This is a genomic window from Accumulibacter sp. (assembly GCF_031732815.1).
Classification (GTDB): domain Bacteria; phylum Pseudomonadota; class Gammaproteobacteria; order Burkholderiales; family Rhodocyclaceae; genus Accumulibacter.
In genome coordinates this window covers 1-23524 of sequence record NZ_JAVMKF010000187.1, presented here as the reverse complement: position 1 = coordinate 23524, position 23524 = coordinate 1, and the positions used below count along the sequence as shown (strand labels likewise).

Annotated in this window: 24 protein-coding genes; 14 read left to right on the top strand and 10 right to left on the bottom strand. The window is 62.6% G+C overall.

The window, feature by feature from the left end; all coding sequences use genetic code 11:
• From RKP46_RS12325 to RKP46_RS12315, 3 genes are all read right to left on the bottom strand, one after another.
• Positions 1-1283, bottom strand: a 1283-nt coding sequence (locus RKP46_RS12325; protein ID WP_311106915.1) for an AMP-binding protein, incomplete at its 3' end; no start/stop codon positions are given.
• A 44-nt stretch (positions 1284-1327) separates the two neighbouring features.
• Complete coding sequence (locus RKP46_RS12320; RefSeq protein ID WP_311106914.1) at positions 1328-2467, bottom strand: diguanylate cyclase domain-containing protein; 1140 nt, start codon at positions 2465-2467, stop codon at positions 1328-1330.
• A 33-nt stretch (positions 2468-2500) separates the two neighbouring features.
• A complete protein-coding gene (locus RKP46_RS12315) occupies positions 2501-3496 on the bottom strand; it encodes an oxidoreductase (protein WP_311106913.1) in 996 nt (331 codons plus the stop codon).
• A 288-nt stretch (positions 3497-3784) separates the two neighbouring features.
• Here RKP46_RS12315 and RKP46_RS12310 point away from each other — a divergent pair, with 288 nt between their 5' ends.
• Positions 3785-4294: a C40 family peptidase gene (locus tag RKP46_RS12310; protein ID WP_311106912.1), complete on the top strand. Its 510-nt coding sequence runs from the start codon at positions 3785-3787 to the stop codon at positions 4292-4294.
• 42 nt (positions 4295-4336) lie between these two features.
• On the opposite strand, the gene RKP46_RS12305 is transcribed toward RKP46_RS12310, so the two are convergent.
• Positions 4337-4537 (bottom strand): hypothetical protein, encoded by a 201-nt coding sequence (locus tag RKP46_RS12305; RefSeq protein ID WP_311106911.1) that lies wholly within the window; start codon positions 4535-4537, stop codon positions 4337-4339.
• 331 nt (positions 4538-4868) lie between these two features.
• Here RKP46_RS12305 and aat point away from each other — a divergent pair, with 331 nt between their 5' ends.
• From aat to RKP46_RS12275, 6 genes are all read left to right on the top strand, one after another.
• On the top strand, positions 4869-5594 hold the full coding sequence (gene aat, locus RKP46_RS12300; protein ID WP_311106910.1) for a leucyl/phenylalanyl-tRNA--protein transferase: 726 nt from the start codon (positions 4869-4871) through the stop codon (positions 5592-5594).
• Positions 5581-6375 carry an arginyltransferase gene (locus RKP46_RS12295; protein ID WP_311106909.1) on the top strand — a complete coding sequence of 265 codons (795 nt, stop codon included), beginning with the start codon at positions 5581-5583 and terminating at the stop codon, positions 6373-6375. Before aat ends, RKP46_RS12295 begins: the two co-directional genes overlap by 14 nt.
• A 142-nt stretch (positions 6376-6517) precedes the next feature.
• Positions 6518-7216 carry a response regulator transcription factor gene (locus RKP46_RS12290; protein ID WP_311106908.1) on the top strand — a complete coding sequence of 233 codons (699 nt, stop codon included), beginning with the start codon at positions 6518-6520 and terminating at the stop codon, positions 7214-7216.
• Between the two features lie 162 nt (positions 7217-7378).
• Positions 7379-9400 (top strand): CHASE2 domain-containing protein, encoded by a 2022-nt coding sequence (locus RKP46_RS12285; RefSeq protein ID WP_409194138.1) that lies wholly within the window; start codon positions 7379-7381, stop codon positions 9398-9400.
• A gap of 169 nt (positions 9401-9569) precedes the next feature.
• Complete coding sequence (locus RKP46_RS12280) at positions 9570-10991, top strand: glutamate-cysteine ligase family protein (protein WP_311106906.1); 1422 nt, start codon at positions 9570-9572, stop codon at positions 10989-10991.
• A 12-nt stretch (positions 10992-11003) separates the two neighbouring features.
• Positions 11004-12050 carry a M14 family metallopeptidase gene (locus RKP46_RS12275; protein ID WP_311106905.1) on the top strand — a complete coding sequence of 349 codons (1047 nt, stop codon included), beginning with the start codon at positions 11004-11006 and terminating at the stop codon, positions 12048-12050.
• A gap of 36 nt (positions 12051-12086) precedes the next feature.
• Here RKP46_RS12275 and RKP46_RS12270 read toward each other — a convergent pair whose 3' ends face one another.
• Positions 12087-12695: a glutathione S-transferase gene (locus RKP46_RS12270; protein ID WP_311106904.1), complete on the bottom strand. Its 609-nt coding sequence runs from the start codon at positions 12693-12695 to the stop codon at positions 12087-12089.
• Positions 12696-12841: 146 nt separating this feature from the next.
• On the opposite strand from RKP46_RS12270, the gene purB reads away from it, so the two are divergent.
• The 3 genes from purB to RKP46_RS12255 all read left to right on the top strand — a co-directional run bounded on the left by purB (position 12842) and on the right by RKP46_RS12255 (position 15182).
• Positions 12842-14209, top strand: a complete 1368-nt coding sequence (gene purB, locus RKP46_RS12265; protein WP_311106903.1) for an adenylosuccinate lyase — start codon at positions 12842-12844, stop codon at positions 14207-14209.
• 167 nt (positions 14210-14376) lie between these two features.
• Complete coding sequence (locus RKP46_RS12260; protein WP_311106902.1) at positions 14377-14556, top strand: hypothetical protein; 180 nt, start codon at positions 14377-14379, stop codon at positions 14554-14556.
• Positions 14557-14726: 170 nt separating this feature from the next.
• A complete protein-coding gene (locus RKP46_RS12255; protein ID WP_311106901.1) occupies positions 14727-15182 on the top strand; it encodes a cytochrome c in 456 nt (151 codons plus the stop codon).
• A 74-nt stretch (positions 15183-15256) separates the two neighbouring features.
• On the opposite strand, the gene RKP46_RS12250 is transcribed toward RKP46_RS12255, so the two are convergent.
• The 4 genes from RKP46_RS12250 to yajC form a co-directional block, all read right to left on the bottom strand.
• A complete protein-coding gene (locus RKP46_RS12250; protein WP_311106900.1) occupies positions 15257-15958 on the bottom strand; it encodes a cytochrome b/b6 domain-containing protein in 702 nt (233 codons plus the stop codon).
• 107 nt (positions 15959-16065) lie between these two features.
• A complete protein-coding gene (secF, locus tag RKP46_RS12245) occupies positions 16066-17010 on the bottom strand; it encodes a protein translocase subunit SecF (protein ID WP_311106899.1) in 945 nt (314 codons plus the stop codon).
• A gap of 12 nt (positions 17011-17022) precedes the next feature.
• The gene (secD, locus tag RKP46_RS12240; protein WP_311106898.1) at positions 17023-18900 is read right to left on the bottom strand and encodes a protein translocase subunit SecD; all 1878 of its coding nucleotides are present in this window, start codon (positions 18898-18900) and stop codon (positions 17023-17025) included.
• A 59-nt stretch (positions 18901-18959) separates the two neighbouring features.
• Positions 18960-19286: a preprotein translocase subunit YajC gene (gene yajC, locus RKP46_RS12235; RefSeq protein ID WP_311106897.1), complete on the bottom strand. Its 327-nt coding sequence runs from the start codon at positions 19284-19286 to the stop codon at positions 18960-18962.
• Positions 19287-19503: 217 nt separating this feature from the next.
• Here yajC and RKP46_RS12230 point away from each other — a divergent pair, with 217 nt between their 5' ends.
• The 3 genes from RKP46_RS12230 to RKP46_RS12220 all read left to right on the top strand — a co-directional run bounded on the left by RKP46_RS12230 (position 19504) and on the right by RKP46_RS12220 (position 21770).
• Positions 19504-19776 carry a hypothetical protein gene (locus RKP46_RS12230; RefSeq protein ID WP_311106896.1) on the top strand — a complete coding sequence of 91 codons (273 nt, stop codon included), beginning with the start codon at positions 19504-19506 and terminating at the stop codon, positions 19774-19776.
• 109 nt (positions 19777-19885) lie between these two features.
• The gene (clpX, locus tag RKP46_RS12225; protein ID WP_311106895.1) at positions 19886-20896 is read left to right on the top strand and encodes an ATP-dependent Clp protease ATP-binding subunit ClpX; all 1011 of its coding nucleotides are present in this window, start codon (positions 19886-19888) and stop codon (positions 20894-20896) included.
• A 67-nt stretch (positions 20897-20963) separates the two neighbouring features.
• Positions 20964-21770, top strand: coding sequence for an alpha/beta hydrolase (locus RKP46_RS12220; protein WP_311106916.1), 807 nt, complete (start codon positions 20964-20966; stop codon positions 21768-21770).
• A gap of 18 nt (positions 21771-21788) precedes the next feature.
• Here the strand turns inward: RKP46_RS12220 and RKP46_RS12215 are convergent, their stop codons facing one another.
• Complete coding sequence (locus RKP46_RS12215) at positions 21789-22763, bottom strand: ParB/Srx family N-terminal domain-containing protein (RefSeq protein WP_311106894.1); 975 nt, start codon at positions 22761-22763, stop codon at positions 21789-21791.
• A gap of 565 nt (positions 22764-23328) precedes the next feature.
• On the opposite strand from RKP46_RS12215, the gene RKP46_RS12210 reads away from it, so the two are divergent.
• Positions 23329-23524, top strand: a 196-nt coding sequence (locus RKP46_RS12210; RefSeq protein ID WP_311106893.1) for a hypothetical protein, incomplete at its 3' end; no start/stop codon positions are given.

The following is a 23524-nucleotide window of genomic DNA, read 5'->3' as shown; positions in this document are numbered from 1 at the left end:
TCGCGGAAGATCTTGAGGTTGTAGCCGTACACCGGGAAGCTCGGTGTGCCGAAGCGGATTTCCGTCTTTTCGACGCCGGGCATTGCGGAGAGGATCGGCCAGCCGGTCTCGGTCTGCCAGTAGTTGTCGATCACTGGCAGGCGAAGCTCGCCCATGATCCATTCGTGCGTCGGCTGGTCGAGCGGTTCGCCGGCGAGGAAGAGGTGCTTGAGGCTCGACAGGTCGTACTTATGCATGTACGCCGGGTCGGCCTTCTTCAGAACACGGGCGGCGGTCGGGGCGGAGAACATGACATTGACCTTGTATTTCTCGACGATCTGCCACCAGATACCGGGGTCCGGGCGCAGGGGCGTACCTTCGTACATGATGGTGCACATCCCGGCGATCAACGGCCCGTAAACAATGTACGAGTGACCGACCACCCAACCGATGTCGGAGGTGGCGAAATAGGTTTCGCCTTCTTCACCGCAGTAGATGTGCTTGATCGACGAGGCTAGCGCTACCGCGTAGCCGCCGGTGTCGCGCTGAACCCCCTTCGGTTTGCCGGTGGTGCCCGAGGTGTACAGAATGTAAGACGGTTCCGACGACTCCAGCCAGGTAATCGGGACATCGGCGTCCATGAACTGCGCGCGCAGCGTCGCGTAATCGACGTCACGCCCGGCAACCTTGTTGAAGCCCTTGTCAAGCCCGCGATCGACCATCAGCACCTTGCCCGGCTTATGGACGGCGAGCGAGATCGCTTCGTCGAGCAGATCTTTGTAGGGCACAGCCTTGCCGCCGCGCATGCCGGCGTCCGACGAGACGACGAGTTTCGGAGTGGCGTCGTCGATTCGCGTGGCCAGCGACCCGGAAGCGAAGCCGCCAAAGACGACGGAATGGATCGCACCGATCCGTGTGCACGCAAGCATGGCAAACAAGGCTTCGGCAATCATCGGCATGTAGATGAGGACGCGGTCCCCTTTGCCGACGCCCAGGCTTTGCATGATCGCCGCCATGCGAATCACTTCAGTTTTCAGTTCGGCGAAGGAATAGACGACTTCCTGGTCGGTTTCGGTCGAGATGAAGACCAAGGCACGGTCGTTGGGTCGCTTCGCCGCATGGCGGTCAATGGCGTTGTAGCAGATGTTGGTTTCGCCGCCGACAAACCATTTGGCGAATGGCGGCCGGGAAAAATCGAGAACCTGACTGAACGGTTTGTGCCAGTCGATGCGCTTGGCTTCTTCACCCCAGAAGGCGTCCGGATTTTCGATTGACCTCTTGTGAAACTCTTTGACTGTCGTCATGAGACTCCCTCTCGCAAAATATGACCCACCTGCACCCGTGGAAACTACGCTTGCCGCGCGTCTTCGACTTTCCGCACGCGGTCAAGCATCCGTTGTTGAAGATCTGCCAGAGGCAGACCCAGCTTCAGCTCCCTTGCCAGAAGCTCGAGCAAAGGGAGTACTTCCTGGCCGAGCGCCGCGAGGTGCGGGATGACTTCCGTTTCTCGCCCGGCCTTGATCAGGTTGATTGCGTGGCCGATCGCCGGTGCGGTCGGTTGCTGCGCGTGTTCGAGACACGCGACCACCCGGTTGCCGCCAGCAGCGCGGGCCGCCTTCAAACGCTGCGCGGCGAGCGCCAACAGGGCAATGGCCGTGTTCTGCCGGTCAACCGGTGTGTTGGCGACGCCGATGCTGATCGTCAGATCGACGCGCTCGCCATGGACAGTGATGTTTGCCACGGCGAAAGCCTCGCACAGGCGCCGGGCAAATATTTCGCTGGCCGGATACGGCGTTCCCGGCGACACGACGACCAGGTCGTCGTCGGTGTAGTGGCCCAGGCTGTCTTCGCGGCGTACCTTCTTGGCCAGCATGCTGGCCAGGCGTCGCTGGAATTCGCGCGCCATCTCCTCGCCGTACTCGTCACGCAGGCGGTCGACACGGTCGAAGCCAAGAATCATGATGCTCACCGGGGTTTCCTTGCGTAGCGCCTGCGCTACGCTGCGCCCGGTGTCGGTCTCGATCTGCCGGCGACCGGGCAGCCCGGTGTTCGGGTGCTGCCGGCCTTGCGCCGCTTCGTCGCTCGCTTCGCCTTGTTGCGCGGCAAGGCGCAGCAGCGTCTCGATGCGTGTCAGCAGCTCATTGCTGCTCACCGCGCGGTTGATGAAATCGGACGCGCCGAGCGCGAGCGCGCGCTCCATCGCTTCGGTATTGTCGCCGGCGATGACGAGCACCGGCATCCGCCGCAGGCGCGCGAGCTTCGACGAGCGAACCCTCGCCAGCAAGCCCTCTCCGTCGAGAATCGGCAAGGAAAGCGAGCAGATCACCAGGTGGATGGAGTGGTCGAGCACGAGAGCCTGCCAGCCCGCTTCGCCATCCGCTTCCTCGCGAAAACCGTAGTGTTTGCTGATCAGCTTGATCAGTTTGGCACGGACCATGCGCGACTGGTCGATGATCAGAACACGCAACGCCAGGTTCGGATTCTCCATCGTAGCTCGTTGCTTCTCCCGGCTGCGCGCAGTCTACGCGCCGGCAATCTCGACGACGATGCGTCCGTGGGCGCGACCGGCCAGGAAGTCGTCGAAACAGCCCGGCAGGTCGTCAAACGCGAGGCGGCGGGTCATCGCAGCCAGGTGCTGTGGCCGCAGATCGCTCGCCAGGCGCTGCCAGATGCCGCTACGATAGGGTTCGCCGATGTAACCCGAGTCAATGCCAAGCAGGGCAGCGCCGCGCAGAATGAATGGCATGACCGTCGTTTTCAGTCCCGGGCTGGCGGCTAGTCCGATGCTCGCGATCGTTCCTCCCTGGCGCATCGTGCTGATCATCCAGGCCAGGACGTCGCCGCCCAGGTTGTCTACAGCGCCCGCCCAGAGCGCGCGGTCAAGTGGGCGCACGCGCGACAGATCGAGATCGGAGCGCAGCATGACCTCCGTCGCGCCGAGGCCACGCAAATACTCGGTTTCATTCTCCTTTCCGGTCAGCGCGGTCACCTGGTAGCCGAGCCGGGCCAGAATGTCTACCGCCAGACTGCCGACGCCACCACTGGCGCCGCTGACGACGACCGGGCCATTGCGCGGGTGAAGACCGTTCTCTTCCATGCGCACGATGCCCAGCGCGGCGGTGAAGCCGGCCGTTCCCAGGGCCATCGCCTCGAAAAGCGACAGGCCAGTCGGCAGTGGAACGACCCAGGCCGCCGGCACGCGGGCATACTCCGCGTAGCCGCCGTGGTGGGCCACGCCGATGTCGAAGCTCGTCGCGATGACCGGGTCGCCCGGCTGGAAACGCGCGTCGCTGCTTGCGGTAACCGTTCCCGCGAGGTCGATGCCGCCCACGCAAGGGAAGCGGCGGATGATCCGGCCGGCGCCAGTGGCCGCCAGAGCATCCTTGTAGTTGACGCTGGAATAGGCAACCTTGAGCGTCACTTCACCTGGATCGAGGCCGGCCTCGTCCATTTCGACGAAAGCGCCACGTGTCTGACCTTCTTTCTCGTCAATCCGATAAGCCTTGAATGGGCTCATGTGTACTCCCTGCAAGAAGAGGAATCGATCGCTGCTTCAGCGAGTCAGGCATTTCCCGCATTCGCCGCGGTGGCGGATTATAAACACAAAAATCGTTGTGTTGAGTGCGGATGGCAGCCCTTGGCGCGCTCCCCGAGGCCTGCTGCGGTGTCTGCCACGGCGCCGCAGCCTGATGTTTTGCTTGACTTTTAATTCCTTGTGAGGGCGGCTTGCACGGTTTGTGATGCGTACCGGTGGGCGCCACAGGGGGCTTTACAGCGTGAAATTTTTCACATAAATTGCGTCCTTATGCCCAAGATATCTCTTTTTCACTCCCTCCTAGGCGCCGCACTGATCGTTCTTTCAGGATCCGGCTATGTCCATGCCAGCGAGCCGGCAAAGCCGGCCGATGAACTTTCGCTTTTCGAGCGCTACACCAACAGTGCACAGGATCTGATTCTCAAGGGTTTTGAGCTGATCGGCATCAATTACCGTTTCGGTGGCACCAATCCCGATACCGGCCTGGATTGCAGCGGTTTCGTGCAGCTGGTCTTCAAGGAAGCCATCGGCATCCTGCTGCCGCGCACGGCGCGCGAGCAAAGCGAGGTGGGTACAGTGATCGACCGGCACGAACTGAAGGCTGGTGACCTCGTTTTCTTCAATACCATGCGCCACGCCTTTTCGCACGTTGGCATCTATCTCGGCGACAACAGGTTCATGCACGCGCCGCGTACCGGCGCCGAAGTGCGCATCGAGGACATGCGCCAGAGCTACTGGATACAGCGCTACAACGGCGCACGCCGATTGCTTTCACGCTGAACGCGGTAGTGCCCTGAAACGACGCTCTGCGTCGTTTCTTTTTCAGCGCAGGTGCGAAAGCGTCTCATTCAGATTCTCGGACGCGCAGTGCAGCAGTCCGTGCCCGGTGAGCACGCCCGGCGAACCAGCATAAGCCAACCAGCATGCGCGCGTCAGCCTGTGTCGGCGGTTGCTGCGCGCGGCGCCTGGCCGGGCGACGACGCAGGCGAGCATTCCGGCGTCTGGGGAGGACTTGAAGCTCAACTATAATGGGTCGCCTCTACTTCCTTGGCAAGCCGGCGCCGTGCGCCGCGTCAGTTCGGGCTGGCGGCGGATCGATTTTGATCAGACCATGATCGCTCGCCGCTGGTAACGCGGCCGGGCTTGCACGCTTGATCACCATGAAACGCACATTGCTATCGAATTTCTGCTTGAGGGGCCTGCCGGATCGGGCAGCAGGCACCCTCGCGCGCTGCCGCACGGGCCGCAGTAACGAGGAAGCTTGGCTTGCGTGTGCCGGCTGCAGTCGTCACTCGCTCGCCTCCAGCAGCCAGGGCGAGCGGTTCGCCCAGCCGACTATGCGATCGGCCGGCCAATGATTGACTGGCTCGCCGATGGCGAACCGTTTCCACCGGTGGCAGAGGCGCTGACCGAGCCCAACGGCTTGCTTTGCGCGGGCGGCGATTTGTCGCCGCAACGCCTGCTCGCCGCGTACCGGCAGGGAATCTTCCCTTGGTACTCGCCCGGCGAGCCAATCCTCTGGTGGAGTCCTGATCCGCGCATGGTGCTCATTCCCGGCGAGTTCCGGATTTCGCGCTCGCTGCGTCGCAGCCTGCGCAGCGCGCGCTGCGAAGTGCGGCTGGACAGCAACTTTGCGGCGGTCCTTCGGGCGTGCGCCGAAACGCCGCGCGCGGGTCAGACAGGTACCTGGATTACCGATGAAATGCAGCGTGCGTATTACCGGCTTTTCGAACTGGGCATTGCCCATTCGGTGGAAACCTGGCGGAACGGCGAACTCGTCGGCGGCCTCTATGGGTTGGCGATCGGGCGCGCGTTTTTTGGTGAATCGATGTTTTCCCATGTCAGCGACGCTTCGAAGATTGCTGCCGCGCATCTCGCGCGTTTCCTGGCAGAGGAGGGCTTCGGTCTGATCGATTGTCAGATGAGCACTCCGCATCTGGCATCGCTCGGCGCGCGTGAGATCCCGCGCACGGCCTTCCTGGAACGTCTGCGGACGCTGGTCGCGGCTAACTGGCAGCCTGGCCGCTGGCCGAGCGATGCGGCGGGCCAGCCTTGGATCGAGACGCATGGCTTTACCTGACGATTCCGAGCTGCCTTTCTCGTTGCTGCAGTTCTATTCGACATCGCAGTATGCCTGCAGCTACCTGCCGGCCCGGCGGGCACGCTCGCTGGTCGCTACGCCAAGTCACCTGATCAACACCGAGATCTATGGCGAGCTCGTGCGTCAAGGCTTCCGGCGCAGCGGTGTGTTTACCTATCGGCCGCAGTGCGACGACTGTCAGGCGTGTGTACCGGTGCGTCTGCCGGTCGATCTGTTTCGCGCCAACCGCAGTCAGCGGCGCAGCATCCGGATGCATTCCGATCTGCTGGTGCGCGAACTTCCCTTACGCTTTCGCGACGATCACTATTCACTGTATCTGCGTTACCAGGCGGCGCGCCATGCCGGTGGTGGCATGGATCAGGACGGCCATGAGCAGTACACACAGTTCCTGCTGCAAAGCCGTGTCGATACGCGGCTGATCGAGTTTTCCGCGGATGGCGTGCTGCGCATGGTGAGCATCCTTGACGTGCTGAGCGACGGCCTGTCCTCGGTCTACACCTTTTACGATCCGGACTTGCAGCCCGCCAGCCTGGGAACGTACAACATCGTCTGGCAGATTGCGCAGTGCGTCGCCAATCATCTGCCCTATCTTTACCTGGGCTACTGGATTCGCGACAGCCAGAAGATGGCCTACAAGGCGAGTTTCAGGCCGCTCGAAGGCTTGTTCGGCAATCATTGGCGGCGACTGGACGGCTTGCAAGCGGCGTCCTGGGCGACGGGTGCTCCGCCCGGCGTGCCGGCAGAACCCCGGCACCGCTGACCGAAGTTCAAAAGCGTTCGGGCTTTGCTGCTTGGTCAGGTGTTGTGATGCCTTCCGTCGGGTACAATGTGGAAGTGATGTCGCATCTTCGCCCGCCTGCTGTTTATCTGCCACCGGCTGTGCTGTCGGCCAATCGCTTGCCATGAGAATTGCATACCTTGAAGACGAAACCAGTCTCGCGGGAACGGTAACCGACTGGCTGCACGCTGCCGGCTACGAAGTGGAGTGGTTCAGCAGCGGCGTGCGTTGCGCGCAGGCGGTTGAGAGCAGGCGTTTCGATGCCTGCCTGTTCGATTGGCTGGTGCCCGATCTGTCCGGCATCGATGTTCTGGCGCGTTTGCAGATCAAGCTGCGCCAGGCGATGCCACCGGTCGTGTTTACCACGGGGCGCGACAGCGAGGAGGATGTCGTCGGTGTGCTTACCGCTGGTGCCGACGACTATATCGTCAAGCCGCTTTCGCGCCCTCTGCTGCTGGCGCGCCTGGAGGCGGTCACACGGCGTCGGAGCGGCGCTGGAGCGGCAACGATGCAACGCGATTTCGGGCGCCTGACGGTGGACCATGGCCGCCGTCTGATCGCGCTGGAAGATCAGCTAGTGGCGCTGACCGACCGGGAGACGGACTTGGCGCTCTACTTGTTCAAGAACATCGGGCGCGCCTTGAGTCGCGAACACCTGATCCAGGTCGTCTGGTCGCTGACACCAGATATCGATACGCGCACCGTCGATGTGCATGTCAGTGCGCTGCGGCGGAAACTCGGGCTGATTCCGAAATTCGGCTGGCGGCTGACTTCGATCTACGGCTATGGCTACCGTCTCGAACGTGCCCGCGGTCCTGGCTGATGTCTCCGCTTGGCCAATTGCCTGCTGGGCGCTGTCGGGCAATAGTCTGACCCAGTTCACCAGGCCGTACCGCGTGAACTGCCCACTCTGCCTGACGGTGCTGTCTGAACAGGCAAGGATTTTCCCCAACGTCGCTCCCCGCCTGTAGAGGCTGCCCTTACGATGTCTCGACCGAATCGTCGCGCCCGTTGGCCCAGCGCTGAGGTTTTGCGGGTTGCTCTGCTGCTCGGCGTAATTGCTGTGGCGACGAGTGTGAGCGGTCTGCTCGTCCGGATCGACCATCTGATCTTCGATATCGGCCAGCGCCTGAATTGGCGTGCGATGCCGGCGGATGTCCTGATCGTCGCAGTGGACAAAGAGAGTCTCGATCGTTTTGGTCGCTGGCCGTGGCCGCGTTTCTGGCATGCGCGCCTGCTTCGCAAGCTGTGCGCGGACAAGCCGGCGGCGATCGGTTTCAATGTCGCTTTCAGTGAGCAGAGTGACGATCCGCACGCTGACCGCTTGCTCGCTGAAGCCATGGCCGCTTGTGGCAATGTCGTTCTGCCCCTGGTGATTGAATTCGCTGGCGCCGGCGGGCAACTGGTCGAATCGCCGCCGATTCGCGAGTTGTCCGCTGCAGCAGCGGGTATCGGGCGGATTGGCGTGCGTCTGGACGCCGATGGGGTGGTACGCGCGGTCGATCTGCGCGAGGGCGTCGGTACGGCCACTTGGCCCCTGCTGGCGAGCGAACTCTTGCGCGTGGCGCGCCAGTCGCCGGGTGATGGGGCTGCTGGCCGGGCAGTGCTTGGCGCTCGCTCGTCGGCTGGCGCTCGCATCCTGCGCGAGTCGCCCCAGCGCCTGGCCTACTCTGGGCCACCACGGGCAGTGCCGCAATTGTCCTACGCCTCGGCGGTTGACCTCGATCTGCCGCCAGGCACCTTCGCTGGCCGGATTGTGCTTGTCGGCGCGACTGCTGTCGGTCTTGGCGACGCGGTGATGACGCCCGTGTCGCCGCCAGGACAGCCGATGTCGGGGGTGGAAGTACAGGCCAATCTTGTCTTGTCGATGCGCGAAGGACGGATGATCGATGACCTGCCGCTGCCCGTCGGCTTACTCTGCACGGTGCTGCTGTCTGCCGTACCCCTGTTCTGGTTGCCGCGCCTGATGCCGTTGCCTGGTTTGCTGGCGAGTATCGCCTGGGTCCTGTTTCTTAGCATGGCGTGCGGCCTGTTGCCGGGCCTCACCCAGATCTGGTTCGCGCCGAGCGGTGCGCTGATCGCCGGTGTGCTTGCTTTCCCTTTGTGGAGCTGGCGCCGCCTGGAAGCTGTACGGCGCCATTTCGACGAGGAATTGCGCGAACTGCAGACGATCTTTCCGGACCGGCGATCAGGGACGGCCTCATTGGCGAAGATGGGCGGCCTCAGTTTCGAGCAACGGATTGCCTGGGTGCTGGCCGCCAAGAAAGCCATGCGCGATCTCGAAGCGCAGCGCAACGAGGCGCTGGCTTTCATTTCGCACGACCTGCGCGCTCCGCTGGCCAGTGTCGTCTGCCAGCTCGAGAGCGAAGCGGAGTGTGACCCGCAGCGTCTGCTGCCGCCCTTGCGACGGGCGCTGGCGATGGCGCAGGCCTTTCTCTGGCTGGCTCGGGCAGAAACACTTGACCGGCGCCGGATGAAGGAAATCGAGCTGATCGGCCTGCTTGACCAGGCGCTTGACGAGGTGCATCTGCTCGCCGAGCGCCGGCAAACCGAACTCATTCGCCGTCTGCCGGATGAACCGGTGTGGATCCGGGGCGATTTTCAGTCGATCGAGCGCTGTGCGATCAATCTCCTGGACAATGCGCTCAACTACGCTCCAGCCGGGACGCCGGTCGCCATCGGTCTTGACGCGTATGGGGAAGAGGCCATCCGCTTCTGGGTAGAGAACGATGGCCCAGCGTTGTCCGCAGAGCAGATTGAAGGTCTCTTTCAGCAGTTCAGTTCGGGCATCGGTGAGGCCAGGTCAACCTCGAGCATGGGCCTGGGCCTGTATTTCGTGCGCACGGTCGCCGAGCGACATGGCGGCCAGGCGGGTGTCGATTGTCGAGCCGGCAAGATCAGGTTCTGGGTCAGCCTGCCGGCGATCGAGGTCGAGCAAGGCGAGCCGCCTTGTCCGGGGCCGCTCCGGCGGCAGCGGGAGACCGGTACCAGCTCCTTTCTCTCCTGAGCAGCCGGTGCTAAGCTCACACGATGTGCTCGCTCGGGTCGCCGGCTTGACGGCTGAGTGCGGCAGTCCAGCTTGTCCGGGCTCGGCCCGGGCCGAGTATGGGCGCGGCTCCCACACCCGATTCCGACTTTGCCTTGCCGGTGGGACACCGACTTTGGGAGGATGGCCGATGGGTACGGAAATTGGCACGCATGGCGCTGCGCGCGAGGACTTCACCCGCTTCGGCCAACGCCTGGCCGAAGAGACACGCTACGCCCGGACTGCTTATGCCAACGGGCGGTTTGCTGACGCGCAGCGTGTGGCTGGTTTCGAACTCGAGGCGTGGCTGATCGATGCGGGCTGTTTGCCGGCGGCGCGCAACGTCGCCTTCCTCGCCCGCTTGAACAGTCCGCTGGTGGTCCCCGAACTGTCGCGCTTCAATGTCGAGCTCAACGCCACTCCACAGCTTCTCCAGGGCAGCGCGCTGGCCCGGCTTGAATGCGAACTGACCGCCACTTGGCAGCAATGCCAGCAGGTGGCGGCAGAAGAGCAGGGATCGCTGATCGCCATCGGCATCCTGCCGACTCTGCGCGAAACCGACCTCTCGCTGGCCAGCATGTCGCCCAGCCGACGCTACGCCACGCTCAACGAACAGATTTTGCGGTTGCGCGGCGGTCGGCCGCTGACGCTGACCATCGAAGGCACCGATCGCTTGGCGACAACCCACAGCGATGTAATGCTCGAGGCGGCAACGACATCTTTTCAGGTTCACCTGCAGACACCGGCCCGCGATGTGGCGCGCACCTATAATGCTTCACTGGTTCTTGCCGCGCCGCTGGTTGCGCTCACTGCCAACTCTCCCTTCCTTTTTGGTCGTACGCTGTGGCACGAAACGCGCATTCCGCTGTTCGAACAAGCCGTTGATTGCTGCGATCCAGGCCATCCCGAACACCTGCGCGTGACCTTTGGTTCGGGCTATCTTGGCGCCGATCCGACCGAGCTGTTCACCGAGAATCTTTCCTCGTACGCCGTTCTGCTGCCGTTCGAAGTGCCGGGGGCGATCGAGTCTTGTGCTCATCTCAGGCTGCACAACGGAACGATCTGGCGCTGGAATCGCCTGCTGGTCGGCTTCGACGACAACGATCGGCCACATCTACGCGTCGAGCACAGAGTGATGCCTGCCGGACCCAGCATTGTCGACATGATCGCCAACGCTGCCTTCTATTACGGTGCCGTACACAGCCTGGCTGGACGGGCCGTGGCGCCGGAACGGGAACTCCCGTTCACGGTCGCCCGCGCCAACTTCTATCGCGCAGCGCGCTGCGGGCTGGCGGCCGAACTGACGTGGTTCGGAGGACGTCGGATTACCGCCGGCGAGTTGCTGGCAGGCGAACTGCTGCCGCTGGCGCGGCAAGGGCTGGCCGAACTGGCGCTAGCCTCCGAAGACCGCCACCGCTACCTGGGCGTCATCGACGGACGCTTGCGCAGTGGACGCAACGGTGCCGCCTGGCAACTCGCGCATTACGCAAAGCACCGCAATTTCGTCCGGCTGACCGCTGACTATCTCACTCATCAGCGCCGCCTCGTGCCCGTGCACGAGTGGCCTATCTAACCTCCCGATTGCATGCTTACCATACTGGAAACGCTGCCCGCCAAATTTCTCGACACGCCTGCACGCGACTTGCACCGTATCCTTCCCGGTCCGACGCTGATTCATCTTCCCGGACGGCGTCCACAACCGCTGTTCGTTTCAGTCTTGCAGCATGGCAATGAAGACAGCGGTGTCGTCGCCTTGCAGAGCATGCTCCGGGCACATGCTCAACGCCCGTTGCCGCGCGCGCTGTCAATCCTGATCGGCAACGTCGACGCAGCGCGCATGGGCTTGCGCCGGCTTGACCACCAGCCCGACTACAATCGCACCTGGCCAGGGACCGAGCGGCATGGCAATACGCCGGAAAATGCGGCGATGCGCGAGGTCTGGCGAATCATGCTGGCGCGCAAGGTCTTTGCCAGCATCGACGTGCACAATAATACGGGGATCAATCCGTACTACAGCGTGGTCAATCGACTCGAGCACACCGTCCTGCACCTCGCGCTACTCTTTTCGCGCACGGTCGTCTGGTTTCGCGGTCTGCCCGGGTCGCAGACATCGGCCTTTGCCGCACATTGCCCGGCGCTCACTGTCGAGTGCGGCAAACCAGGGGCGCCGGCAAGCGAGGAACATGCCGCACGTTTCCTCGAAGCCTGCCTGCATCTCGCGCAGTTTCCCACGCACGCCGTCCATGAGCATGACATCGACTTGTACCATACGGTAGCCACGGTCCGCATCCCGACGGGGGTGTCCTTCGCTTTCGGCGACGCGCCGGCCGAGGTAAATCTGCACGCGCAACTAGACCACATGAATTTTCGTCCCTTGGCGGCGGGCAAGGTGTTCGGACGCTCACGGCTCGACCGGCCACTCGAGGTGCGCGACGAAAGCGGACGCGACGTCAGCGAGGCCTACTTCTCTAGCCGCGATGGGAGCATAAGGCTGCAGCGCGCGGCGACCCCGGCCATGCTGACCCTCGACGAGCGGGCCGTCCGCCAGGACTGTCTGTGCTATCTGATGGAGCGTCTGGCGTTGCCGCACTCCTCCGGCACGGCCGCGGGAGCGCTCTGCACGAGCGTCTGAAGCGCCGGCCGACGACGCTTGGCGGGTTGGCGCCGATCAGGCGTGCGGAATCGTTTCCAAGAACGCAACGCGGCGCATCAGCTTGTCGTACAGGCGCGCCAGATTGGGGTGCTTGTCCTGCCAGTCGATCTGCGGGAAGCGGAACAGCAGGTAGCCCAAGGCGCAGCCGACGGCCACATCGGCGAGCGAGAAGTGCGTTCCCATGCACCACGCGTTTTCGCCAAGTTCTTCGGCCATGAACTCGAGGCTGCGCAGGAGCTTCTCTTCCTGGCGGGTGATCCACTCAGTCGATTGCTGCTCTTCCGGGCGCTTACGCTCGAGGAAGACCAACGCCGCCGCATCGCAAACGCCGTCGGCCAGTGCCTCCCACCGCTTCACTTCGCTGCGCTCGCGGTTTGGCCCTGGCATCAGCTTGTTGTTGGGCGCGACATTGTCCAGATACTCGACGATCACGCGCGAGTCGAAAAGAACCGTGTTGTCATCCAGGACGAGCACCGGAATCTTGCCCAGCGGGTTGGCGCTGGCCACGCTGTTGCCGGCAACCCAGGGCGAATCAAGCTCGAAATCGTAGTCGATCTTTTTTTCGGCCAGGACAACACGGGCCTTGCGGACGTAAGGACTGGTCAATGATCCAATAAGCTTCATCTGCATCCTGCGGGTAAGATCAGTCGCACAATTATAGCATCGCCGCCAGAATGAGCGACGGTTGCCGGCTGAGCGCGGTAGAATAGGTGCTAACCTTGGTACCCCCTTTTTCGATCTGCTTTCCATTCGGCCTGCAAGCGACTCGCATGACTCTCACAACGCTCACCTCACTGTCGCCGCTCGACGGTCGCTATGCCGACAAGCTCGACGCCCTTCGTCCCCTGTTTTCGGAGTACGGGCTGATCCGGCGACGTCTGCAGGTCGAAATCGGATGGTTGAAGGCGCTCGCCCGCGAGCCACATTTCGTCGAGATTCCCGACTTTTCGCCGGCTACGACGGCGGAGATGGACGCTCTGGTCGAGGCCTTTTCGCCCGACGACGCGCGTCAGGTGAAGGCGATCGAGGATGTCACCAAGCACGACGTCAAAGCGCTCGAGTACTGGATCAGGCAGCGTCTGTCGGGCAACCAGGAAGTCATGCGCGTGGCCGAGTTCATCCACTTCGCCTGTACCTCGGAGGATATCAACAATCTGGCGCACGCCTTGATGCTGCAGTCGGCGCGCGCCGATACGCTGCTTCCGATGATCGATCGCCTGCTCGCCCGCCTGCGCGAACTGGCACACGAATTCGCCGACTTGCCGATGATGTCGCGCACGCACGGGCAGCCAGCGACGCCAACGACGGTCGGCAAGGAGATGGCTAACGTCGCCTATCGTCTCGACCGCGCACGGATAGCCATTGCCCAGGTCAGGTTGCGCGGCAAGATGAATGGCGCCGTTGGCAACTACAATGCCCATCTGGCAGCTTACCCGGAGTACGACTGGGAAGGTTTTTCGCGTGCTTTCGTCGAATCGCTCGGCCTCGAGTTCAACCCGTATACGATACAGATCGAGCCGCACGACACGATGGCGGAACTGTTTGATGCCTTTGCGCGCGCCAATCTGGTTCTCCTCGATCTGGATCGCGATGTCTGGGGCTATATCTCGCTGGGTTTCTTCAGGCAAAAGTTGCGCGCGGGCGAGATCGGTTCATCGACGATGCCGCACAAGGTCAACCCGATTGATTTTGAGAACTCGGAGGGCAATCTCGGGCTGGCGAATGCCTTGCTGCGCCACCTGGCAGACAAGCTGCCGGTTTCGCGCTGGCAGCGTGACCTGAGCGACTCGACGGTCCTGCGCAATATGGGGGTAGCGCTGGGGTACACGCTGCTTGCTTATGACTCGCTGCTGCGTGGCCTGCACAAGCTGGAGGCCGATCCCGAGCGCCTGCAGGCCGATCTCGAGGCCAACTGGGAATTGCTCGCCGAGCCGGTACAGACTGTCATGCGCCGCTATGGTGTGGCAAATCCGTATGAAAAGCTGAAGGACCTGACGCGCGGCAAGCGCGTGACGCGAGAAGAGATGCAGCATTTCGTCGCGTCGCTGGAGATTCCTGAACCGGCGCGGGCAGAACTGCTGGCGCTGACTCCGGCCGCCTATACCGGGCTGGCCGCTGAACTGGCGCGGCGAATCTGATGGCGGCAGGGGACACGCCAGCAGTCGGGAAGTCGCCTGACAGCGGCGAAGTGGCGAGCAGCGACTTGCGGCCGGACGCGCCCGTCTGCCCCGCTTGCGAACAGCCGATCGCGCCGAACGCGGCATATTGTCCGCACTGTTACGGTGACGATGGTCGGCGCGGCGCAGTGAAGCGTGGAGCGTTCGTCGGTGGCATCTTTGGCTTGCTGGGTGGTGGCCTGCTGGTCGCCGTCTGGTCGCCGATCGTCGGACCGCAGCAGGCGACCTGGGGCTCGGTGCTGTCGATCATGGCTGCTGCTGCGCTGGCGGGCATCGTCGTCGGTGCACTACGCAGCCGTGCTGGCTGAGTTCCTGCCAATCGGATCGCCATCAGACGCCAGGGGTTGCACAGTGACCCTGGTTACAGAGACGCTTCGTCAGATCGACTAGACTCGCTGGGCGCCGGCGAGCATTTCTGGAACCAAACGGCGGTTTGGTTGTATGTAGTCTTTGTCGTCAACCCTAACGGAGAAAATCAATGAGAAAACTAGTGACTGCGCTTGCTCTGAGCACCTTGGCCGGTACGGTCTTCGCCCAGCAGGCCCTGAAACCGGAAGAGATGATCAAATACCGCAAGGCGGGGTACAGCTTCATGTCGTGGAACATGGGCAAGATCAAGGCCAATCTGGAAGGGAGCTACAACAAGGAGCAGGTGGTCGCAGCCGCCAACCTGATCGCCGCGACAGCCAACTCCGGCATGGGGGCGCTCTATGGGCCGGGTACCGACAAGGAGGTAGGCGGCCAGAAGACGCGGGTGAAGCCCGAATTCTTCAAGGAACAGGACAAGGTCAGGGAACTGGCGATGGCCTTCAACAAGGAGGCCAACGAACTGCAGAAGGTGGCTGCTGGCGGCGATGCGGCGGCGGTCAAGGCGCAGTTCGGCAAGACCGGCGAAACCTGCAAAGCCTGCCACGACAAGTACCGCAACGACTGAGATATTCGGTCAAGGAAGCATCGTAAGGTCGGCGCGGGGACGCCGGCCGCTTCTCCGTTTCGCCTGGGCGTTGCCTACCAGGTGGGTGTTGGGGCCGATGCCGGCGGTGTAACCGGCGTCGGTCGCCACCACGCACCGGAGGCGCCGTACACAGCGGCCAGAGCGATCAACAGCGCGACGCAGAATGCCCGCCAGCCGCCGCCGGTTGCCGACTCGGCCCGTCCGGCCTCGACCTCCTTCCAGCCGGTTACCATCGGCTGTACGAGATTATCCTTCTTGACCCGTGCATAGAAGGTGACGGCTGCCAGGTGTAGCACGATGAGCGCGATCAGAAGATTGATCGACAGCTTGTGTACGCCGGTCAGCCAATCGCTGAGTTCGCCGCTGACCAGTCCAGCGAGCGGTCCGCGAAAGGCGATATCGTCGTTGCCAAACAGGCCGGTCCCCGCCTGCAAGGCAAGCAGGCAAAGCAGGCCGAAGACCGAGAACGCACCCAGCGGATTGTGGCCAACGCCGTGCCACTGACCGCGCAGGTAGGCGATCAACGAAGCGGGGGTCGGAATGAAGCTGAGGAAGCGTGCGTAGGTCGAGCCGATGAGTCCCCAGACCAGGCGAAAGGCGAGCAGACCGACGATCGCCAATCCGCAGCGGCCGTGCCAGACGATCGCGTTACCGCCGATTTTCCCGCTGATCACCGAAGCCACGACGAGAGCGACAAGCGACCAGTGAAACACGCGTGTCGGCAGGTCCCAAAGCAGAATGCGTTGCTTGTTCATCGCTTGCTCCTCTCTTCTACGCGTACGCCGAAATCCGCGCAACGCTGCGCGGCCATCCTGTCATGCCGGCGGCAGCGCCGCGGCACCCGGCAATCGCGGCACTCGGCTTAAACGACTGCGCCGTCGCGATTGGCTCCTTCGATCTGCTTCTTCACACGGACGAATTGCTCGCGCGACACGCCGAGCCACATGACGAGCGGGCTGGCGACGAGGACCGACGAGTAGATTCCGAAACAGATGCCGATGGTCAGCGCCAGCGCGAAATAGTAGAGCGTTTCGCCGCCGAAGATGAGCATCGAAAGGACCATCATCTGGGTCGAACCGTGCGTGATGATCGTACGCGAAATCGTGCTGGTGATCGCATGATCGAGGACCTGGGCAGTGGTCAGGCCACGGACCTTCTTGAACGTTTCGCGCACGCGGTCGAAGACGACGACCGATTCGTTCACCGAGTAGCCCAGAACGGCCAGCACCGCGGCCAGTACCGAGAGCGAAAACTCCCACTGAAAGAAGGCGAAGAAGCCGAGAATAATGACCACGTCGTGCAGGTTGGCGATGATCGCCGAGACCGAGAAACGCCACTCGAAGCGGAACGCCAGGTAGACGACGATCCCGATGACGACGAGCAACAAGGCGAGCGCGCCGTTTTCGGCAAGCTCCTTGCCAACCTGTGGCCCGACGAACTCGACTCGGCGCAGACTCGCGCCCGGGGCTTCGACGGACAGCGCATTCATCACCGACTCGCCAATCTTCGCCGTGTTCTGTTCAGCCTTCAGCGGCAGGCGGATCAGCACATCATGACTCGACCCGAAGTTCTGCACGGAAAAGTCGGTATAGCCGGCCTTGCCGAGAGCGCCGCGCACCTTTTCCAGATCGGCGGCCTGCGCATAGCTGAGTTCGATCAGCGTCCCGCCGCTGAACTCGACCGAGAGATGCAGGCCGCGGCTGAACAGGAAGAAGACGGCAAGCAGGAAAGTGACCAGCGAAATGACATTGAACACCAGCGCGTGGCGCATGAACGGGATGTCCTTGCTGATCCGGAAAAATTCCATCGTCGTGCCTCCTCAGTCGGCGATTACGCCGTGTTGGTTACCGGGTTTCCAGATCTGGCCGATGGCGAGTGACTCCGTTCGACGCCGGCGCCCATAGATCAGATTGATCAAGGCGCGCGAAACGACGACGGCGGAGAAAAGCGAGGTCAGAATGCCCAGGCAGTGAACGACGGCAAAACCGCGCACCGGGCCCGAGCCGAAGGCGAGCAGCGCGACGCCGGCGATCAGCGTCGTGATGTTCGAGTCGAGGATCGTACCGAAAGCGCGTTCGTAGCCGGTATGAATCGCCGCTTGCGGCGTCGATCCGTTGCGCAGTTCCTCACGGATCCGTTCGTTGATCAGCACGTTGGCGTCGATCGCCATGCCCAGGGCGAGCGCAATGGCGGCGATCCCGGGTAGCGTCAGCGTTGCTTGCAGCAGGGAAAGCAGGGCAACGAGGAACAGCAGGTTGCAGGCCAGGGCGATCACCGAGACCAGACCAAAAAGCACGTAGTAGGCGATCATGAAGGCAGCGATCGCAGCAAAGCCCCAGAGCGTCGAATGGAATCCTTTCCGGATGTTATCGGCGCCGAGACTGGGTCCGATCGTCCGCTCCTCGATGATCTCCATCGGCGCGGCAAGCGACCCCGCGCGCAGCAGGAGCGCCGTGTCGTTGGCTTCCATCGTGCTCATGCGGCCCGAGATCTGGACGCGACCGCCGCCGATCTCGGAGCGGATCACCGGTGCCGTGACGACCTCACCCTTGCCCTTTTCGATCAACACGATGGCCATTCGTTTGCCGACGTTATCGCGCGTCACATCCTTGAAAATGCGCGCGCCGGCCGCATCGAGTGTCAGGTGAACGGCCGGTTCGTGCGTCTGGTTGTCGAAGCCGGGTTGGGCGTCGGTCAGTCGGTCGCCGGTCAGCACGACCTGCTTCTTGACAAGCAGCGGGAGGCCGCCGCGTTCGACGTACAGATCGCTGCCGAAGGGCGGCTGACCCGCTTGCGCTGCCTCGACTGCACCGGGTGTTTCATCGACCATGCGGATTTCCAGCGTTGCTGTCCGGCCGAGAATGTCTTTCGCCTTGGCCGTATCCTGCACGCCGGGTAACTGGACGACGATGCGGTCGGCGCCCTGTTGCGCGATCACCGGTTCGGCGACACCCAGTTCGTTGATCCGGTTGCTCAGCGTCGTCATGTTCTGCTTGATGGCGAACTCCTGGAGACGCTTGATTGCTTCCGGTCGCAGTGTTGTCGCAAGCTTCAGATCGTCGCCCTCGCCCTGTTCGGCGAGTTGGAGATCCGGTTGGTTGTCTTCGACGATCTGGCGCGCCCTGGTTCGTGTGTCGGCATCGCGGAAGCGAATCGTTACGCGTTCGCCTTCGCGCGTGATGCCGGCGTGGCGTACGTTCTTGTCGCGCAGCAGCGTCCGCAGGTCGCCGCCCAGTGCGTCGAGGCGTTTGGTCAGCGCTCCCCGCATGTCGACCTGGAGCAGGAAATGCACGCCACCGCGCAAGTCGAGGCCAAGGTACATCGGCAAGGCGTGCAGCGAGCTCAGCCATTGCGGCGAACTCGACAGCAGGTTCAAGGCAACGACATACTGTGCGTCGCCGGCATCCGGATTGAATTGCTTCTCGATCAGATCCTTCGCCTTGAGCTGCGCGTCGGTGTCGCGTAGGCGGACTTTGACCCCATTGGCATCGAGAAAGATACCGCTGTTCTCAATTCCCGCGGCCTGCAGCGTGGCGACGACACGCTCGAGCACCTTGCTGTCGACCTTGACCGTTGCCTTGCCGCTCGACACCTGAACGGCGGGCGATTCGCCGAAAAAGTTGGGCAGGGTGTACAGAAAGCCAAACACCACGGCCAAGGCAACGATGACGTATTTCCACAACGGGTATCGGTTCATGGCTTTCTGCAATCAGATGGCATGGGGGGCATCGCTCGCGCCAGCGCACGTCCGCCGGGTCAGAGGGATTTCAACGAACCCTTGGGCAGGACCAGCGTTACCGCTGGCTTCTGCACCTGAATCTCGACGCCTTCGGCGACCTCGAGGCCGATGTACTGCTCGCCGACGCGCGTGATGCGGCCGGCAATACCGCCGCCGGTCACCACCTCATCGCCTTTGGCCAGCGCTTCGACGAGCGCCTTATGTTCCTTCGCACGCTTCATCTGCGGACGTACCATCAGGAAATAGAGGACGACGAACATCAGGATGATCGGCAGCAACTGCATGAAGCCACCGGTTGGGTCGCTGGCTGCGGCGGTTTGGGCGTGGGCGGTGCTGATCAGCACATCGGTCTCCTGTCAGTGGTCTGGAAAATAACCGGGCATTGTATCACCGCCGTGCAGCCTTCTGGACGCGCCGTAAGCCAGGCTTGCCGCCGTCACCGTCCGTCGAGGCGGCGGCGGGATGGACTATTTAATCGCCTTGGCGAATAATTGCGCGCTGTAAGCTACGCAGGTCGTCGCTGGTCCAGTGTGGGGACCTTACTCTGCCGAGGGTGTTGTCATGCGCTACCAGGTTTTCATGGAAGAAGAGGAAGGCGCCGATGGGGCCGGGGATTTGGGCAATTTTCAAACGCTCGATGAAGTCTGGGATTTCATTCACGCACGTTTGCCGACCGGTGTCTTCAGTGATCGGCGCCTGGTCTGGGTGAAGGATACGGAAGCCGAGGGCGACGTCTCCTTTTCGCTGACTAAGCAACTGTGGGCCGAGCATTGCGAAACGCCTCTCGCGTTTGCCCGCTGTTTCAAGATGTTCCTCGATTTCAAGGGGAAGTAGCGGCGCACTTCCGGTGGTCGCGTTCCAGCGCCTGGAGGACTTGCCGAGCTTCGCCGGCCGGCCTCGCGCCGGCCCCTGCGAAGCCTCGTCCTGAATGGAGGGCAAGCCCTTGCTGAGCCGAGAAACCACCCCGAGCGCGATCGTGCGCTATCTCGATCAGTACGTCATTGGTCAGGATGAAGCGAAGAAGATTCTTGCGGTTGCGGTCTACGCGCACTATCGCAAGATCGCCGCTGCCGAGCGCAGCCGGGGTGCCGTCGCCAAGAGCAACATCCTGCTCGTCGGGCCTTCGGGAACGGGCAAGACGCTGCTCTGCGACACGCTTTCGCGTCTGCTGGACGTTCCCTTTGCGACCGCCGATGCGACCTCGCTGGCGCAGACGAAGTATGTCAATGAGGAAATCGAGGCCGTTCTGCAGCGCTTGATCGACAAGGCGGGTGGTGAGCTGGCAAGCGCCGAGCACGGCATCGTCTTCATCGACGAAATCGACAAGCTCAAGGCGACGAAAGAACAGACGCAGGCGCTCTCCGGCGAGAGCGTCCAGCACGCCTTGCTCAAGATCATGGAGGGCGCCCCGGTGAAGTTGCCGGGCAATCGCTACATCGATACGAGCAATGTTCTGTTCATCTGCGGTGGCGCTTTCGTCGGCATCGAGAACATCATGTCGAAGACGCATGGTTTTGGTTTCATCGCCACTTCTCTTGATGACAATCAGAGCATTCTCGACCGCCTGAACAAGCGCATCAAACCGACCGATCTGTTCGAGTTCGGGCTGATCCCGGAATTCACTGGCCGCCTGCCGGTCATTGCCAATCTGCATCCGTTGAGTAAGGCCATGCTGGTGAGCATCATGAGCGTTCCGAAGGACTCGATCTATCGGCAGTACATCGAGATCTTCCGGGGTGAGGGCGTCGAGCTGAGCATCAGTCCCCGGGTTTTCGAGCAGATTGCCGAGATCGCCATCGAGTACAAGACCGGCGCGCGCAGTCTGCGCGGCATCTTCGAGGAACTGATGACGCCCATCCTTTACCTCGTGCCTGACGATCCGCGGATCTGCCGGGTGGAGATCACTTCGCTGTTCGAAGACGCGTGCCTGATCCGGCGGCAGCAGCCGGCCTGACATGGCCCGCTGGCGACTTGTCGGCCCGGCCGGTGTGCGCGTCGGCTGGTCCAGCCGCTTGTTCGCCATGACGATAGGATGGGCAGCACTGGTCGGCCTGATCGGCCTCGTGGGAGTCACCATGTTTCAGGATCATTTGCTCTACTACCCCGAACGGGCTACTCTCGACGAAATGCAAATGCTTTCCGGTGGCCTTGCCCCCTGGCCGACGGCGCCCGAATTTCGTGCTTTGCTGGCCGAGCCGGAAGCTCCAGCGCGCGCGACGGTGATCGTCTTTCACGGCAACGCCGGGCATGCCGGCCACCGCGATTACTATGCCGAGGCGCTGGTGCCGCTTGGTTTGCGCGTGCTTCTCGCTGAATATCCGGCTTACGGTCCGCGTACCGGCGCGCTCGGCGAAACGAGCCTGGTGGCCGACGCCGTACGGACGATCAGCTTGGCCCGCGACTCCTACCCGGGGCCGCTACTGGTCATTGGCGAATCGCTTGGTGCCGGTGTTGCCGCGGCGGCCAGTGCGCGCCGCCGCGACGCCGTTGCCGGTGTGCTGCTGATCACTCCCTGGGACAAGCTGGAGAACGTCGCGCGCCATCATTACCCACTGTTGCCGGTGCGCGCATTGCTGCGAGACCGGTATGACAGTGCGGCCAATCTGGCGTCTTTCGGTCGGCCGGTTTTCGTTGCAATTGCCGAGCACGACCGGGTCATCCCTGCGCACTTCGGGCAGGCGCTGGGGGCGGCGTTGGCGCCGCCCAAGCGTCTGTCGATCATCGCCGGTGCCGACCATAACGACTGGTTCCTGCGCGTCGGCGATCGCTGGTGGCGTGCAGCGATCGACTTCCTGCTCGCTGGCGAAGCAAGCGGGCCGCCCGGGTGAGCTGCGGATCCGGGTTGTCTACCTGCAGTGTTTCGGTTGCGCGATGCCCGGCTGGACAACCGGGTTGTAGCCGGACTCCCGGCCGAGCGCGCGCAGGGCTTCCGGTGCAGCGGCGGCTTTCATCGCGGCCGGCAAGGCTTTGCTCAAGCGGTCGTACTGCGCATCGAGGCACTTGTCGTCGAGGGGCGCCTGCTGTGGGCAGCTCGCGCCTTCACCGAGCGCCTCCCTCACTTCTGGAACGCTTGCCAGGTAGCTGCCCCACTTGAATTCGAGAAAGTAGACGTCGGCTGCCGCGCAAGTGACGCTGGTGTGGAACTTGTCCTCGCAGGAGAGTTCATCATCGTCCTTGGCAACGCCGACCGGGTCGCACTTGACGTAGCCGCAGCTACTGCGCACCCAGGCCGAGAGGGTGCGCATCGGATCGTCCTGCAGGCGCGCGATGTGCTTAGGCAACTGGCTGGGCGTGATGTCCTCACCCGCCGGGTTCTTCAGCCAGGTGTCGTGGTCCTTGACCATGCGTGCCCAGAAAGCGTCCTCCGGCAGTTTGGCAAGGTCGGCGATGAGGTAGGCGTAGACCCGCTTGTCCTTGTCCTTGATGTCGGCGTTCCAGACGGCGGTCGACAGGTGGTGGTGATCGGTCAGATAGAACTTCCCGCCCGGCCCGCGGACGATCGGCACCCAACGGTTGTCGGCACGCAGGTAGTCGTCGAGCTTGCCGGCCCTTGCCCTGCTGGAGATCTTTGCGGCCTTGCATTCGACCGCGTCCATGCCCACCGCCGACTGCGTTGGATGCAGGGCCTGAATGTCGATGATGCACCCGCGCTTCCGCTTCTCGTCGGCAGTCACGACGCCGTCTCCATTGCGCCGGGCAACGCGCGTGTCTTTGCCGCATTCGGCGATTGATCTGGCTTCCGTCCTGGACTTTGCGGCGTCGGCGTGGTCTGCCGCGGCCAGCACCACAAATCCCGACAGCATGATGGCGAAAGTGCGCATGGCTTCCCTCCTTCGTCAAGAAAACAAGGCTGCACTAGCGTGCAGGGAATATCGTCCGAGCCTGCTGCATGGCGGACGGGGGCTAGTATCGGCACCCACGGGCAAGCGGTCAATCGTTTTTGCGTTCATGACGACGGCGTATCCAAGGCGAGTCGGCAGGGTTGCAGCGTATGTTCTTGCGCTCCATTGACGGCCTCGGGCGCCCTCGTCTCACCGATGACCGAGACTGTCAGTGAGAAGCCAGGGCAACATGTGCGGGCGGGGATGCGTGCCTGCGGGAGGCTCAGCTCGCGCGCCTGGGCGGTGTGCTAAGTGTCGATAAATTTTACACTTCTTCGCTCGAGATTGGCGAGAAATCGGCACTCCTGTTGGGAATGCGACTTAAAACAAATGCCTTCGGTTTCGGGCACGGTAATTGCATCAAAATCCCCGAGTCAGGTACAGTCGAAGCTGTGCGGTTGCCTTAAGCGTACGGCCAAAAACCGAGACTTGTATAACCCATTGGAAAAATCCTCATGAACCGGCCGCCTGACAGCGTCGGCGAGTGAAGTCGAAGGAGTCCTCGATGAATAAATTTGGTAGCAAAACAAGAGTCGCCGCGGCGGTCGTCGCTCTGGCTGCGTCCGCCGGAGCGCAGGCGAGCGTCATGACCAGCGGGGTGATCGCCAACGCTCCGTGTCAGACTTATCTGGAGAGTCCGCTTGGCTCCAACGCGCTGGTTGTGGGCGGTTGCACTGCGTCAGAAGTGACGCAGGCGCTGA

What these genes read in the sequence shown, in the direction of transcription:
- RKP46_RS12320 (WP_311106914.1), bottom strand. Translation starts at nt 2,467, where the DNA reads ATGGAGAATCCGAACCTGGCGTTGCGTGTTCTGATCATCGACCAGTCG.
- RKP46_RS12315 (WP_311106913.1), bottom strand. Translation starts at nt 3,496, where the DNA reads ATGAGCCCATTCAAGGCTTATCGGATTGACGAGAAAGAAGGTCAGACA.
- RKP46_RS12310 (WP_311106912.1), top strand. Translation starts at nt 3,785, where the DNA reads ATGCCCAAGATATCTCTTTTTCACTCCCTCCTAGGCGCCGCACTGATC.
- aat (WP_311106910.1), top strand. Translation starts at nt 4,869, where the DNA reads ATGATTGACTGGCTCGCCGATGGCGAACCGTTTCCACCGGTGGCAGAG.
- RKP46_RS12295 (WP_311106909.1), top strand. Translation starts at nt 5,581, where the DNA reads ATGGCTTTACCTGACGATTCCGAGCTGCCTTTCTCGTTGCTGCAGTTC.
- RKP46_RS12290 (WP_311106908.1), top strand. Translation starts at nt 6,518, where the DNA reads ATGAGAATTGCATACCTTGAAGACGAAACCAGTCTCGCGGGAACGGTA.
- RKP46_RS12285 (WP_409194138.1), top strand. Translation starts at nt 7,379, where the DNA reads ATGTCTCGACCGAATCGTCGCGCCCGTTGGCCCAGCGCTGAGGTTTTG.
- RKP46_RS12280 (WP_311106906.1), top strand. Translation starts at nt 9,570, where the DNA reads ATGGGTACGGAAATTGGCACGCATGGCGCTGCGCGCGAGGACTTCACC.
- RKP46_RS12275 (WP_311106905.1), top strand. Translation starts at nt 11,004, where the DNA reads ATGCTTACCATACTGGAAACGCTGCCCGCCAAATTTCTCGACACGCCT.
- RKP46_RS12270 (WP_311106904.1), bottom strand. Translation starts at nt 12,695, where the DNA reads ATGAAGCTTATTGGATCATTGACCAGTCCTTACGTCCGCAAGGCCCGT.
- purB (WP_311106903.1), top strand. Translation starts at nt 12,842, where the DNA reads ATGACTCTCACAACGCTCACCTCACTGTCGCCGCTCGACGGTCGCTAT.
- RKP46_RS12255 (WP_311106901.1), top strand. Translation starts at nt 14,727, where the DNA reads ATGAGAAAACTAGTGACTGCGCTTGCTCTGAGCACCTTGGCCGGTACG.
- RKP46_RS12250 (WP_311106900.1), bottom strand. Translation starts at nt 15,958, where the DNA reads ATGAACAAGCAACGCATTCTGCTTTGGGACCTGCCGACACGCGTGTTT.
- secF (WP_311106899.1), bottom strand. Translation starts at nt 17,010, where the DNA reads ATGGAATTTTTCCGGATCAGCAAGGACATCCCGTTCATGCGCCACGCG.
- secD (WP_311106898.1), bottom strand. Translation starts at nt 18,900, where the DNA reads ATGAACCGATACCCGTTGTGGAAATACGTCATCGTTGCCTTGGCCGTG.
- RKP46_RS12230 (WP_311106896.1), top strand. Translation starts at nt 19,504, where the DNA reads ATGCGCTACCAGGTTTTCATGGAAGAAGAGGAAGGCGCCGATGGGGCC.
- RKP46_RS12220 (WP_311106916.1), top strand. Translation starts at nt 20,964, where the DNA reads ATGACGATAGGATGGGCAGCACTGGTCGGCCTGATCGGCCTCGTGGGA.
- RKP46_RS12215 (WP_311106894.1), bottom strand. Translation starts at nt 22,763, where the DNA reads ATGCGCACTTTCGCCATCATGCTGTCGGGATTTGTGGTGCTGGCCGCG.